This window comes from Pseudomonas azotoformans (genome assembly GCF_001579805.1).
Classification (GTDB): Bacteria; Pseudomonadota; Gammaproteobacteria; order Pseudomonadales; family Pseudomonadaceae; genus Aquipseudomonas; species Aquipseudomonas azotoformans_A.
The window spans coordinates 3,148,514-3,161,971 of sequence record NZ_CP014546.1 but is presented as its reverse complement, the minus strand read 5'-3'; the positions used below and the strand labels follow the sequence as shown (position 1 = coordinate 3,161,971).

16 protein-coding genes are annotated in these 13,458 nt (G+C 60.4%); 11 read left to right on the top strand and 5 right to left on the bottom strand.

The window, feature by feature from the left end; genetic code table 11:
* Nucleotides 1-58: 58 nt before the first annotated feature.
* The 3 genes from AYR47_RS14725 to AYR47_RS32685 all read right to left on the bottom strand — a co-directional run bounded on the left by AYR47_RS14725 (nucleotide 59) and on the right by AYR47_RS32685 (nucleotide 1,856).
* Nucleotides 59-847, bottom strand: a complete 789-nt coding sequence (locus AYR47_RS14725) for an SDR family oxidoreductase (RefSeq protein WP_061435693.1) — start codon at nucleotides 845-847, stop codon at nucleotides 59-61.
* Nucleotides 844-1,566: a GntR family transcriptional regulator gene (locus AYR47_RS14720; RefSeq protein ID WP_016975198.1), complete on the bottom strand. Its 723-nt coding sequence runs from the start codon at nucleotides 1,564-1,566 to the stop codon at nucleotides 844-846. Before AYR47_RS14720 ends, AYR47_RS14725 begins: the two co-directional genes overlap by 4 nt.
* A 146-nt stretch (nucleotides 1,567-1,712) precedes the next feature.
* Entirely contained in the window at nucleotides 1,713-1,856 is a 144-nt protein-coding gene (locus tag AYR47_RS32685; protein WP_167351253.1) for a hypothetical protein, read from the bottom strand.
* A 197-nt stretch (nucleotides 1,857-2,053) separates the two neighbouring features.
* On the opposite strand from AYR47_RS32685, the gene AYR47_RS14715 reads away from it, so the two are divergent.
* Together AYR47_RS14715 and AYR47_RS14710 are read left to right on the top strand one after the other, a co-directional pair.
* Nucleotides 2,054-3,358, top strand: coding sequence for an MFS transporter (locus AYR47_RS14715; RefSeq protein ID WP_016975196.1), 1,305 nt, complete (start codon nucleotides 2,054-2,056; stop codon nucleotides 3,356-3,358).
* On the top strand, nucleotides 3,358-4,116 hold the full coding sequence (locus tag AYR47_RS14710; protein WP_061435691.1) for a substrate-binding domain-containing protein: 759 nt from the start codon (nucleotides 3,358-3,360) through the stop codon (nucleotides 4,114-4,116). The genes AYR47_RS14715 and AYR47_RS14710 overlap by 1 nt, the downstream gene beginning before the upstream one ends.
* On the opposite strand, the gene AYR47_RS14705 is transcribed toward AYR47_RS14710, so the two are convergent.
* Nucleotides 4,108-5,010: a LysR family transcriptional regulator gene (locus AYR47_RS14705; RefSeq protein ID WP_033902836.1), complete on the bottom strand. Its 903-nt coding sequence runs from the start codon at nucleotides 5,008-5,010 to the stop codon at nucleotides 4,108-4,110. The genes AYR47_RS14710 and AYR47_RS14705 overlap by 9 nt on opposite strands.
* Nucleotides 5,011-5,217: 207 nt before the next feature.
* Between AYR47_RS14705 and AYR47_RS14700 the strand changes: the two genes are divergently transcribed.
* The 9 genes from AYR47_RS14700 (at nucleotide 5,218) to AYR47_RS14660 (ending at nucleotide 12,456) form a co-directional block, all read left to right on the top strand.
* Nucleotides 5,218-5,622, top strand: coding sequence for a ribbon-helix-helix domain-containing protein (locus tag AYR47_RS14700; RefSeq protein ID WP_082781497.1), 405 nt, complete (start codon nucleotides 5,218-5,220; stop codon nucleotides 5,620-5,622).
* Entirely contained in the window at nucleotides 5,619-5,936 is a 318-nt protein-coding gene (locus AYR47_RS14695) for a type II toxin-antitoxin system RelE/ParE family toxin (RefSeq protein WP_033902632.1), read from the top strand. Before AYR47_RS14700 ends, AYR47_RS14695 begins: the two co-directional genes overlap by 4 nt.
* Before the next feature lie 135 nt (nucleotides 5,937-6,071).
* Nucleotides 6,072-6,923, top strand: coding sequence for an STAS domain-containing protein (locus AYR47_RS14690; RefSeq protein ID WP_033902633.1), 852 nt, complete (start codon nucleotides 6,072-6,074; stop codon nucleotides 6,921-6,923).
* A gap of 2 nt (nucleotides 6,924-6,925) precedes the next feature.
* A complete protein-coding gene (locus AYR47_RS14685) occupies nucleotides 6,926-7,288 on the top strand; it encodes an STAS domain-containing protein (RefSeq protein ID WP_033902634.1) in 363 nt (120 codons plus the stop codon).
* Nucleotides 7,285-7,689 carry an ATP-binding protein gene (locus AYR47_RS14680; protein WP_038848336.1) on the top strand — a complete coding sequence of 135 codons (405 nt, stop codon included), beginning with the start codon at nucleotides 7,285-7,287 and terminating at the stop codon, nucleotides 7,687-7,689. The genes AYR47_RS14685 and AYR47_RS14680 overlap by 4 nt, the downstream gene beginning before the upstream one ends.
* Entirely contained in the window at nucleotides 7,680-8,687 is a 1,008-nt protein-coding gene (locus AYR47_RS14675; protein ID WP_208603929.1) for an ATP-binding protein, read from the top strand. The genes AYR47_RS14680 and AYR47_RS14675 overlap by 10 nt, the downstream gene beginning before the upstream one ends.
* A complete protein-coding gene (locus AYR47_RS14670) occupies nucleotides 8,680-9,543 on the top strand; it encodes a sensor histidine kinase (protein ID WP_061435689.1) in 864 nt (287 codons plus the stop codon). The genes AYR47_RS14675 and AYR47_RS14670 overlap by 8 nt, the downstream gene beginning before the upstream one ends.
* Nucleotides 9,533-11,464 carry a response regulator gene (locus tag AYR47_RS14665; protein WP_061435687.1) on the top strand — a complete coding sequence of 644 codons (1,932 nt, stop codon included), beginning with the start codon at nucleotides 9,533-9,535 and terminating at the stop codon, nucleotides 11,462-11,464. Before AYR47_RS14670 ends, AYR47_RS14665 begins: the two co-directional genes overlap by 11 nt.
* A 104-nt stretch (nucleotides 11,465-11,568) precedes the next feature.
* Nucleotides 11,569-12,456 carry a hypothetical protein gene (locus AYR47_RS14660; RefSeq protein WP_061435684.1) on the top strand — a complete coding sequence of 296 codons (888 nt, stop codon included), beginning with the start codon at nucleotides 11,569-11,571 and terminating at the stop codon, nucleotides 12,454-12,456.
* Here AYR47_RS14660 and AYR47_RS14655 read toward each other — a convergent pair.
* Nucleotides 12,431-13,453 carry a histone deacetylase family protein gene (locus tag AYR47_RS14655; protein ID WP_033902639.1) on the bottom strand — a complete coding sequence of 341 codons (1,023 nt, stop codon included), beginning with the start codon at nucleotides 13,451-13,453 and terminating at the stop codon, nucleotides 12,431-12,433. The genes AYR47_RS14660 and AYR47_RS14655 overlap by 26 nt on opposite strands.
* Between the last annotated feature and the right edge of the window lie 5 nt (nucleotides 13,454-13,458).

Genomic DNA, 13,458 nt, shown 5'->3' with positions numbered 1-13,458 from the left:
CCGACTTTTATTCTTATGAAAAAAATCCTGGGTACAGCGCGATGTGTTCTTGCGTGGCTTACAGGTACTCGACGTTACCGTCGACGCTGATCGCTTGGCCGGTCACGTTGCGTGCGGCGGGCGAACAGAGGAACAACGCCATGGCGGCCACGTCTTCGGCGGTGACCATGCGCTTAAGGGAAATCTTGTTGAGGTATTCCTGGCGCATCTCGGCTTCGGGCACGCCAACCTGTTCGGCACGGGCGCGGATTACGCCGTCCATGCGCGGGCCTTCGACGATGCCGGGCAGCAAGGCGTTGACGCGGATATCACTCTCGCCCAGCTCCGAGGCCAGGGATTTCATCAAGCCGACAATCGCCCATTTGGTCGCCGCATAGGGCGTGCGCCACGCGTAGCCCAAGCGCCCCGCCACCGAGGCGATATGCAGCAAGTGGCCGTGGGAAGACTCCTTGAGCATCGGCACGCCGTGGTGGGCAAAGCGGTATTGTGCGGTGAGATTGATATTGATGGTGGCTTGCCACTCGGCGTCGCTGATCGCATCGATCCCACCGGTAGGCCCGGCGATCCCGGCATTGTTGACCAGCACATCGAGGCCGCCGAACTGCTCGCGCTGCACCTGGAACACCGCCTCGATCTGCGCGGCATCGCTGACATCCGCGCGGGTGGCGACGGTGCCTGGGTATTTGTCGCGAAACGCAGCCAGGGCCGGCTCACTCACATCACACACATGCACCTGCGCACCGGCTTCCAGATACGCCGCTGCCAGCACTTCACCAATGCCGGCAGCCCCGCCGGAAATCAACACACGTAACCCAGGATAGGGCTGTAGCCGTTGTAGGACACTCATGCACGTTTACCTCCTGAAGCAGACGACCGCGAACGGTCGTTCTTGACGAGCAGGCGCGCCAGGGAGTCGGCGGCCTGCATGATGTCATCGGTCACCGCCGCGCGGGCGCCGGCGCCATCTCGGGCAGCCAGGGCTTCGACGATGCGCGTGTGCGCCTCCATCGAGCGTTGCAGGTGAGCTTTATCCGGGGCGACCAGCGCAAAACACGGGCCCATGTGCAGCCAGAAGTTTTCCACGGCAGCCATGGTCAACTCGGCCTGGGCCACGGCGTAGATGCGCCGGTGAAACGCGAAGTTGGTCCACAGGTAACGCGACACGTCGACTTCGTCGGCGGCGTGTTGCATCTGCTGGCAGAGGTCGGTGATTTCATCGAGGTCGGCTTTTTGCAGGAGCAGCACCGCCTTTTCGGCGAGCAAACCTTCGAGGGCGACCCGCGCATCACGGATTTCGCGCAGGCGTTCGACCGTCATCAGGCGCACACGCAGACGGGAGGTTTCGGTGACTTCAAAGGCGTTTTCGGCGCTGAGGCGTTGCAGCGCTTCGCGCACTGGCATCGGGCTGGAACCGAGCGCTTCGGCGAGACCGCGGATGGTGAGCTTCTGGCCAGGCTGGAAACGGCCACTCATCAAGGCTTCGCGGATCTGGCGGTAGACCTGGTCTTGCAAGGTATCGCGGGACACCTGGCGCAGGGTGGGCAGGAGGAGCGGACCATCTGTCATGAGGCAAAACCTGTGTTGTCGTTCTTATGGCCTCAATATGTGATCACAAATCAAATATGTCAAATAATTTCCCGACGAAAAAATGGGAGTTATCGAATGACACATCGATAACTCCCATCGGAATCGCCTTTAGACCGTCGCATTGATCAGGGCTTGAGCGGACGCTCCTGATCCCGCTCGGAAAGCTCCGTTCCATCATCCGGATGCTTCCAGGTCTGCGGTTTTTCTTCCTCCCGCTGTCGGGGTTGTTCACGCTCCGGCTCGTCCCGCCGTTTCTGTTGGTCAGTCATCGCCACCTCCCATCCGTAAGAATTGGTCACACCTTAAGCATAGAACAGCGAACGCATTTTTGACCGCGCCACTGATTGATAGCCAATGCGCATCAATCTATCCAAATTTGTCACTTATCATTTCTAAATGTGTCAGCCACTATTCTCGGTCTTAGGCGAAACAAGCACTTTAAAAAGAACGCTGGAGACACAAAACCATGACTAGCCCTACCCGACCCGACTCTGCCCGCTCGAAAGTGGGCGCGGTTTTCCGCGTGACTTCGGGCAACTTCCTCGAACAGTTCGACTTCTTCCTGTTCGGTTTTTACGCCACCTACATCGCTGCCGCGTTCTTCCCTGCCGCTAATGAGTTTGCGTCATTAATGATGACCTTCGCCGTGTTCGGCGCAGGCTTCCTGATGCGTCCATTGGGCGCGATCATCCTGGGTGCCTACATTGATGACGTCGGTCGCCGCAAAGGACTGATCGTGACCCTGTCGATCATGGCCAGCGGCACGCTGCTGATCGTGCTGGTGCCGGGTTATCACACCATTGGCCTGTGGGCACCGCTGCTGGTGCTGCTTGGCCGCCTGTTGCAAGGCTTTTCGGCCGGCGCGGAACTGGGCGGTGTGTCGGTGTACCTGTCCGAAATGGCCACGCCCGGCCGCAAAGGTTTCTACACCAGCTGGCAATCGGGCAGCCAGCAGATCTCCATCGTGGTCGCCGCCGCACTGGGTTATGGCCTGAACGTGTGGATGGAACCCGCCGTGGTGGCCGATTGGGGCTGGCGCATTCCGTTCGCCATCGGCTGTGTGATCATCCCGTTCATCTTCATCCTGCGTCGCAACCTGCAGGAAACTGAAGAGTTCGCCAACCGCAAGCATCGCCCGACCATGCGTGAAGTGCTGGCGACCCTGGTGAAGAACTGGACAGTAGTCATCGGCGGCATGCTGATGGTGGCCATGACCACCACCGCGTTCTACCTGATCACCGTGTACGCGCCGACCTTCGGCAAGACCGTGCTGCAATTGAGCACCTCCGACGCGCTGTTGGTGACCCTGCTGGTGGCGGTGTCGAACTTTGTCTGGCTGCCGATCGGCGGCACCCTGAGCGACCGTTTCGGCCGCAAGCCAGTGCTGATCGCCATGACCGTGCTGACGGTTCTGACCGCTTATCCAGCATTGTCCTACGTGGTAAATGCGCCGAGCTTTGCCCACATGCTGGAAACCCTGCTGTGGTTCTCCTTCCTCTACGGCATGTACAACGGCGCCATGATCCCGGCCCTGACCGAAATCATGCCGGTAGAAGTACGTGTGGCAGGTTTCTCCCTGGCCTACAGTTTGGCGACTGCGATTTTCGGCGGCTTCACCCCAGCGATCTCCACCTGGTTCATCCACATCACCGAAGACAAGGCCTCGCCCGCCTACTGGATGATGTTCGCCGCCGCCTGCGCATTGTGTTCAACCCTGGCGCTGTATCGTCGCGCCAATACCCGTGGCCAGGTGATGCAGGAGGCGGCGTGATGAAGCCGTTGCTCAAGACCCTGACGGCCCTGGCCCTCGGCGCCCTGGCGCTGTCGGCCCAGGCCGAACAGCTCAAGGTGATGACGTCGGGTGGTTTCACCGCCGCGTATAAGTTGCTTGGCCCGCAGTACGCCAAGCAAAGCGGTGACAGCCTCGACACCATTCTGGGTCCGTCCATGGGCAAGGCGCCGGAAGCGATTCCCAACCGTCTCGCCCGTGGCGAACATGCCGACGTGGTAATCATGGTCGGCTACGCCCTGGATGACCTGATCAAACAAGGCAAGGTCGACCCGGCTTCCCGTGTGGAACTGGCGGACTCGCGCATCGGGATGGTGGTGAAGGCCGGCGCGGTCAAACCTGCAATCGGTACGGATGCCGAATTGAAAGCCGCGCTGAGCAAGGCCAAATCCGTGGCTTACTCGGACAGCGCCAGCGGTGTGTATGTCGAGAAGGAGTTGTTCAAGAAGCTCGGCATGCCCGCCAAAGGCACCATGATCGAACGCCTGCCGGTGGCAGAACAGGTCGCCAAGGGTGACTACGAAGTGGGCTTGCAACAGGTCGCGGAATTGCTGCCGGTGGCGGGTGTGACCTACGTTGGCAAGATCCCGGAGGATGTGCAATCGGTGACCCGTTTTGCCGCCGGCATTCCGGTGAATGCCGAACACCCTGAGCAGGCCAAGGCCTTGTTGCAGTACCTGGCGTCGCCCCAGGCGCAACCGGTGGTACAAGCCACCGGCCTGGATTCGGTGTCACGCTGACCGAAACGGCATCTCCCGCACCAACCGTTCCAACTCCAGCGCCGCTGGCGGCAAGGTCCGCCCGCGGCGTTTTATCAAGCCCACATTGCGCATCACCTGCGGCTCCACCAGCGGCACACTCACCAGGATCGGATGCTCGCCGGCCGGCATCGCAATCGAGGGCACCATCGCGACCCCCAGCCCTGCCTCCACCAGCCCGATCATCGTCGTGACGTGGTGCGTCTCGCAGATACTCGGCTTTTTCACCCGCACGCCACGCAACGCCTGGTCGAGCAGGAAGCGGTTGCCGGAAGTCTTGTCCACGGTGATGTAGTCGTGTTCGTAGGCTTCGGACCAGGTCACGCTGTCACGCTGGGCCAGGGGATGATCGCGGCGACAGGCCAGCACATAACGCTCCTGCAGCAGCAGTTCGAACTCCACTTCATCGGCCAGGCTGCCGCTGAAACTCACGCCGAAATCCGCCTCGCCACTTTCTACGGCATTGCACACTTCACCGGCGCTGGCATCCAGCACCCGCAGGCGAATTTTCGGATACAACTTGTGGAATTCAGAGATCACGTGGGGCATGAAGTAATACGCAGTGGACGGCACGCAGGCGATGGTGACATTGCCCATGCGTGTGGACGCGACATTGCTGATGCCCATGAGCGCGACATCGAGATCGTCGAGCATGCGCTCGACCTGCGGCAGGAATGCGCGGCCGACCATGGTCAGGCTGACGCGCCGCGTGGTGCGTTCGAACAGCTTCACATCCAGGGCGGTCTCAAGCTTTTCGATACGCCGGCTGAGGGCCGGCTGCGAGATCCGGATAGCTTCGGCGGCACTGCGAAAACTACCCTTGTCTACCACGGCGCGGAAGGCTTGGAGGTCGTTGAGGTCGAAGTTGATGATCACGGGAGTGCCAATATGGTCGAGGTGGCGGGCATTATCGTATGGGAGCCGATGGCGCGCCATGCATGCCGGGAGCGGCTTGTCGTAATGACCCTGCTACAAATATGAAGTCATACATATCAGTGGGTTATTGGGTTTTTTGCGGCCACGCAATCGCCGAAATGGGTCAATACTTGCGGCCTGACCTTCACAACGGGAGATGTAGCACGCATGGAAACCCCTTACTTCTGGACAGACGACGAGATGCTGGATATCGGCATCGATCAGTTGCTTCTTGCATCACGCCAGTGGTCAAGTAGGATTGAATCCTACCCTCCTTCGGCGGACATCTACATGCGCTCAACCCAGCAAATGAGCATTACCTTGCCCATCGAAATGGCGGCCCTGGTCAAAGCCAAGGTCGCGGCCGGTGAATATGCATCCGAGAGCGAAGTGATCCGCGACGGCCTGAGAGTATTGCTGGCACGTGATCGCGCCATGGAAGACTGGCTGCGGGACGAGGTGATCCCAGCTGCGGCAGCCCTCAAGACCAAGCCCGAGCGCGCGCTGTCCGTCGAACAGGTTCGAGAACACATGGCAGCCAAGCGTCAGCGAAAAGGCACCGGGAAAGCGTGAGTTACGCGGTAGCCTTTTCGCCTGAAGCCTTGGCGCAACTCGACGCCCTTGAAGACTACATCAGCGATGCCAGTTCCCCAGTTATAGCTGCACGCTTTATCGACAGCCTCATCCGCTACTGCGAAGGCCTTTGCCTGTTTCCCTTGCGCGGCACCCGCCGTGATGACCTGCTCAAAGACTTGCGCATCACTCACTATCGGCGCACCACGGTCATCGCGTTCGTGCTGAACGCTGCCAGCGAAACGGTGTCGATCCTGGGCCTGTATTACGGCGGCCAGGATTATCTGGCGTCGCTGGAGTGCAGCGAAAGCTGATCGAAATCAAATGCTGGATTCGCCATGGGTGTGACCTGTCCGTTTATGTTCGGAAAATTCGGCGAAATACTTCAAAACGGTTCTATTTAGTATAAATTGCGTGAAGTTCATCTAAGGCATTCAAGGAGGTTACCCGTGGCAACTTTGCAAACGAACACAATTCAGGCTCTGCTGGATAATCGAAGCGCCCTCCTTGACGAATGGAATGCCAGCCTCGAGGCCTCGGGCGCTACGCGCAACATCAAAGGCGACGATATCAAACAGCAGACCCATGAGTTCCTGAATCTGCTGACTGAGGCCCTGCAACTGGGCGGTTCCCAGAATACCGACCACGAAAACTGGGCGCAAACCCGTGTATTCCTGGAAAAACTTTCTCACAGTCGCGCCCTCGCCGGTCAGGACTCGCAACAAACCGCCAGTTTTATCTTCGCCCTTAAAGGCCCCCTGTTCGCCCTGCTCCAACAGGTATATGCCGATCAACCTGTGCAGTTGGCAGAACAGCTGTTGAAGATATCGGAGCTGCTCGACGCACTGGGCATGCACACCATCCGCACGTTTCAGAAGTCCCGCGAATCGGTGATCAAACGCCAACAGGAAGAATTGCTGGAACTCTCCACCCCAGTCGTCAAGCTGTGGGACGGCGTGCTGGCCCTGCCGATGATCGGCACCCTGGACTCGCAGCGCACACAGGTGGTGATGGAGTCGCTGCTGCAACGTATCGTCGACACCGGCGCGGAAATCGCGATTATCGACATTACCGGTGTGCCGACTGTCGACACCCTGGTCGCCCAGCACCTGCTCAAGACCGTGACCGCGATCCGCCTGATGGGTGCCGATTGCATCATCAGCGGCGTGCGCCCGCAAATCGCCCAGACCATCGTGCACCTGGGCCTCGACCTGCAAGGCGTGGTCACCAAGGCCAACCTGGCCGACGCTCTGGCCCTCTCGCTCAAACGCCTCGGCGTCACCGTCACCAAGGCTGTCTGAGCATGGAACGCATCCCTATTTTGCAGATGGGCGAGTTTTTGCTCGTGACCATCCAGGTGGACATGCACGACCAGCTTGCACTGACCTTGCAGGACGACTTGTCCGAGCGCATCAGCCGCACCTCGGCCAAAGGCGTGTTGATCGATATTTCGGCGCTGGACATGGTCGACTCGTTCATCGGGCGCATGATCGGCACCATTTCCGGCCTGTCCAGCATCATGGATGCCCAGACCGTGCTGGTGGGCATGCAACCGGCCGTGGCTATCACCCTGGTAGAACTGGGTATGACCCTGCCCGGCGTGGCCACTGCATTGAATGTCGAGCGCGGCATGAAACTGCTGCGCGACCGGGTAGAACGCTCATGACCCAAGCCAGCAATGGCACCCACCCGGTGCTGATCGAACAGGATGTCGTGCTGGCTCGACAACTGGTGCGCAAGTTGGCCCAGGACTGCGGCATGCGCCTGATCGACCTGACCAAGCTGGTCACGGCGGTCAGTGAACTGGCCCGTAACACGGTGGTGTATGGCAAGGGCGGCCACATGGACTGGGCGGTGATCGAAAAAGACCACCGCTTCGGCGTGCGCCTGACCTTTCGCGATGAAGGCCCGGGCATTCCCGATCTGAAGCTGGCGATGACCGACGGCTGGACCTCCGGCAGCGGCTTGGGACTGGGACTGACCGGCGCCAAGCGCCTGGTGGATGAATTTGAACTGGACACCACACCCGGCAAAGGCACCCGCGTGACGATCACCCGATGGGCCTGAACATCCCCAGCGTCCTGACGCATGTATTGTTGATTGAAGACACCAGCCAGATCGGCCATGCCCGGCGCACCGCGCAGCAACTCGCCGAAGGCCTGGGCTTCGACGATACCGACGCCGGACGCGTGGCCCTGGTGGCCACGGAACTGGCCAGCAATGTCTTGAAGCACGCCGACCATGGTCAATTGCATCTGCGCGCCACCGGTAACGGTGGTGTCGAGTTGGTGGCCATCGACCGTGGCCAAGGCTTCGACCTGAACAGTTGCCTGGTGGACGGCTACTCCACCGGCGGCACCCAGGGCATTGGCCTGGGGGCGATTTCACGCCTGGCCCAGGTGTTCGATGTGTACGCCGACCCTCGTGGCACGGCGATCCTGGCCAGGTTGTACCCCCGCGGCTCACTGGCCAAGGACATTCGCTACGGGGTCAGCCAGCATTCACTGCACGAGGATCCGCATTGCGGCGACGCCTGGCACCTGGCAATCGAACCTGGCCGCTTCAGTGTGATGGTGGCCGACGGACTCGGTCATGGCGAATTTGCCGAGCGTGCCGCCCGAGCAGGAGAGACGGTATTTGCCCAGAACGCGTTTCTGGACTCGACGATTCTGATGAACGATATACACATCGGCATGAATGGCACCCGTGGCGGCGCCCTGGCCGTGGCCCAGTATGATGCCGAAGCCGATAACCTGAAGTTCACTGGCGTGGGCAATATCGGCGCCAGCCTGGTCGCGCCGGACAAGTCCCGTGGCCTGGCCTCACACCCCGGCATCGTGGGCGTGCAGTTTCGCAAGGCCCATGCCTTCGACTACGCTCAGGTGGGCGGCCAATTGCTGATTCTGTACAGCGACGGCCTGCAATCACGTTGGAATCTCTTGGACTACCCTGGACTCGTCCACCGCCACCCTGCCCTGATCGCCGCTATCCTGCACCGTGATTTCTGTCGCGGCCGGGATGATGTCACGGTCTTCGTGATTGCCTTGGAGGCCATTGATGGCTGACACCCCTGCCTCGCTCGCCGCAGAAGTGCAACGCCTTCGCCTGGAGACAGATGCCCTGCGCACTGAACTGGACGAAACCAACCAGGGCGTTCTAGCGCTGTATGCCGAACTGGACACCCAAGCCGACCAACTGCGCCAGGCATCGGACCTCAAAAGCCGCTTTCTGTCCTACATGAGCCATGAGTTCCGCACACCGCTGGGCTCGATCCTGAGTATTACCAGTCTGCTGGCCGATGAGCTGGACGGCCCGTTGAGCCCGGAACAGCATACCCAGGTCAGCTTCATCCGCAGTTCTGCGCGCGAACTGCGCGAGATGGTCGACGACCTGCTGGACCTGGCCAAGATCGAGGCCGGGCGCATTAGTATTTCCCCGGCCTGGTTCGATATGTTCGACCTGTTCTCGGCGTTGCGCGGCATGTTCCGGCCGATTGCCGATGCAAGCTCGGTGGACCTGATCTTCGAAGAGCCGTCCGGCCTGCCCAAGCTCTACACCGATGACAAAAAGCTGGCGCAGATTCTGCGTAACTTCATCTCCAATGCACTGAAGTTCACGGCGCAAGGCGAAGTGCGGGTCTCGGCGCGCATGGAGAATGCACACGAAATCCGTTTTGCCGTGCAGGACACTGGCCTGGGTATTCCCACCGAGTTGCACAGTAATCTGTTCGAAGACTTTTCCCAGATTGACTCGCCGCTGCAGAAACGTCTACGCGGCACCGGCCTGGGCCTGTCGCTGTGCAAGCGTTTCGCCGAATTGCTGGGTGGCCGGGTGGGCGTGGAAAGCACACCTGGGGTGGGCTCGCTGTTCTTTGTGATCATTCCCTTTTCCCTCGCCAGCGAGACCGTCGATGAAACGTGACACTCAGCTACTGATCGTTGACGACAACGCCGCCACGCGCTACGCCCTGCGCCGGCGCCTTGAGCGTCATCATTACCGGGTGCTGGAAGCGGGCACCGGCCAGGAGGGGTTGGACCTCATCGCCAGCGGGAAAATCGATGCCCTGGTCCTGGACGTCAACCTGCCCGACATGAGCGGCTTCGACATCGTCCGCCGTTTGCGCGCCGACCCGGCCACGGCCTTGCTGCCGGTGGTACACGTCTCTGCAGCGTCCATCGAAACCGGCGACATCATTACTGGCCTGGACGCCGGCGCTGATGCCTACTTGATCCACCCGATAGACCCGGACGTGTTGCTGGCGACCCTGCGTACCTTGTTGCGCGTGCGTGATACCGAATATGCCCTACGCGAAAGCGAGGCGCGCTTCAGAGAGATCTTCTTCAACATCAGCGCACCGATTGCGGTGATGGACGCACAGCTGAAAGTGCACGAATGCAACCACGCGTTCGCCCAATTGATCCACGACAACCTCAATCCGGACGCCCTGCTCGAATGCTTTGCCGCCGATCAACTCGCGGTGATCCAAGAGCTGTGCCTGCGCCTGGGGGCCGGTGAGCGCTGGAAGGGAACGCTGCAGATGAAGGTCGACGGGCAACTGCGCGAAACCGAGTGGCAGATCTCGCCCTATGACCGTGCCGAATTGAGCCTGGTGTTTGTCGAAGATGTCACCGAACATCGCCATCGCGAACGCCACCAGCAGGCCGAGCTGGCCAACGCCGCCACCCAGTTGGCGCGAACCGAAGCGCAGTTGCTCCAAGCGCAGAAAATGGATGCCCTGGGCAAGCTCACCGGGGGCATTGCCCATGACTTCAATAACTTGCTGACCGGCATCATCACCAGCCTGGAGTTGATCAAAAAACGTATCGAAAGCCAACGCACCGACAAGGTGCTGGGCTATGCCGACGCCGCGCTCAGTTCAGCCCTGAGCGCCGCTGGCCTGACGAACCGACTGCTTGCCTTTGCCCGCCAGCAGCCACTGGACACCCGGCCGATTGATATCAATGCGCATATCCGTTCCCTGGAAGAATTGCTGGTGCGCACCATCGGTGAACACATCGCCTTGAAACTGGAGCTGACCACCAACCCCGCCGTGGCGATGGTGGACCCGATCCAGCTGGAAAGCGCTGTGCTGAACCTGGTGATCAATGCACGCGATGCGTTGCCCCAGGGCGGGATTATCTGGGTCACGACGTATCCGGCTTACTCCAACGGCAACCTCAAGCTGGAAAACGGTCCCTACGTCGCCCTGTCGGTGCGGGATAACGGTGTCGGTATCGAGAACAGCCTGATCGACAAGGTGTTCGACCCCTTCTTCACCACCAAGCCCGTGGGCCAAGGCACCGGATTGGGTCTGTCGACCATCTACGGGTTTGCCCGCCAGTCAGGCGGCGATGCGCAGATCCGTAGCGTGACCCGTCAGGGCACCGAAGTGACCATCATGCTGCCCGCCGCCGAGGGGCCCGCCACCCTAGCCACCAAGGCGCTGCCGATGCCGATGCCGGGCAACAGCAAGGGTGAACACATATTGATCGTCGAAGACATGCCTTCAGTTCGTAGTTTTGTCGCCGAGGTACTGACGGATGCCGGCTACCACTGCAGCCTGGCAGCGGACGGCGACGAAGCCCTCGCCCTTCTGAAGGCCGCCCCTTCCATCGACCTGCTGCTCACCGATGTCGGCCTGCCCTACATGACCGGTCGTGAGCTGGCCGACCATGCGCGCGTCCTGCGTGCCGACCTGCCCATCCTGTTCATGACCGGCTACGCCGAGAATGCGGCCAACCGACAGAACTTCCTGGGTGAACGCATGGACCTGATTACCAAGCCCTTTCATATCGATGAATTGCTGGAAAAGCTCCGGCAGGGCTTGGAGGCAGAGCGTTAAGCACCGTTAAAAGGGGACACCGGGTTCAACGTGGGTGAAGTTCATCGTTAAGCTTGGTAGGGTGATCGGCTCTCTCCCCCGCGACTGACTGCTGGCAATCATCGATGACTCACTCCGCAAAAAAACACTCTGCACTCCGGTATGGCGTGCGTGCAGCAGGCCTACTGTGCGTCGCCACCCTGGGCTTTTTTGCCTGGCAAAGTTACTACCCCGTCAGTGCCGCCAAGGGTTGGAACGTGCGAGTCATACACCGTGACGTGCCCAAGGCCGCCTCGCTGATGCCCATGGCGGACGGCTCGTTGATGGTCAGCCAGGAACTCGACAAGGGCAAAGGCAGCATCGTGCGAATCCACCCCGACGGCACCCGTGAAGGGGTGGTGACCAACCTGTCCAAACCGGATGGTATCGTCCCGACCCGTGGCGGTTGGGTGTTCAGCCAGGAGTCTGCCGATTTGCCCGTCAGCTTCTTCAAGGACGGCGTCGTCACCGAACTGTTCACAGGCGAAAGCGTACAAGGCTTGTGGGATGACGGCGACGATCTCTACGCCATCGAAGACCGCAAACCCACCGGGCGCCTGCTGCGTTATCGCTGGAGCGACGGCGCCCTGACCGTGTTGCGCGACCAAGTGCAGGAAGGCGAATCCATCGTGCGCTGCACAGATGGGCGCCTGCTCTACAACGAAAAGCAAAAAGGTGTGGTACGTGAGCTGACCGATGATGGCAGCGACCCGGTGGTGCTGGCCAACCTGAACCAACCCACGTTCCTGATGTGCGATGAGCGCGGGTTATGGGTCAACGAAGACGCCACCCATCGGGCACGCCTGCTGTTGATTGATAAACAGGGGCGCCAGCAAACCATTCTCTCGTTCTTGAAAGCACCACAGTCGATTGTCCCGACAGGACGAGGGACTTACCTGCTGGCGGAAGGCGGCAGAGACCGGATATTGGAGCTGGTGCCCGATACACTCACACCCAAACCTGCGGACCATTAAAAAACGCCCGCGCATTGCTATCCAACGTCTCCAGGTGATAGCCGCCCTCCTGCACGATCACGCACGGCAATCCCAACCCGCGAATGCACTCACCCAACCGCGCGAAACCCTCCCGTGTAACGGCGACTTTGCTCTGCGGGTCCAGCTCGTAGATATCGAAACCCAGTGACAGCACCAGCACATCTGCCGAGAAGTTTTTCACCGCCGCCAAGGCCAGTTCCAGTTTTTCGAAGAACACCGCCTCGCTGGCACCGTGGGGCATTGGCAGGTTGAGATTAAAGCCTTCACCTGCTGCGCTACCGCGCTCTTCGGCGAAGCCGGCAACGCCAGGGTAGAAGTTGGTGGGGTCACCGTGAATCGAGACGTAAAGCACGTCGTCACGCTCGTAGAAAATCTCCTGGATACCTTGGCCGTGGTGCATGTCGGTATCGAGTACGGCGACGCGCTGGAAACCTTCACGCAATGCCTGGGCAGCTACCGCAGCGTTGTTGATGTAACAGAATCCTCCCGCCGCATCGTAACGCGCATGGTGGCCCGGTGGACGACAGAGGGCGTAGGCGGCCGGTGCGCCATCAAGAATGTCCTGGGCGGCAGCCACGGCGCTCTGGGCCGACCAATAGGCCGAGCGCCAGGTCAGTTCGCCGATCGGGCAACTGCCATCTGCGAGGTAACGCGCGGCTTGGGCAAGGATGCCGCGCAGGGCGTTGGGTTCGCGCACGAAGATATTGGACATGACTTCGTCGCCCCAATCTTCGGGGATTTCCTTCCAGCGTTGGTGGGCTTCCTGCAGGAAAGCCAGGTAGGGCGCACCGTGTACGGCCAGCAATGGATCGAGGCCGTAGTCCTGCGGCTGCAGGATGTCGAAACCCAAGGTTTGCGCGGCTAACAGCAGGTTACGGGCACGCTCGGGAACCTCCTGCGGCGTACGCATCTGACCACGGGAGTAGTAGCTGCGCGGATGATGCAAAAGTTGTTCGGGATGAAAAAACGTACGCATGAAGA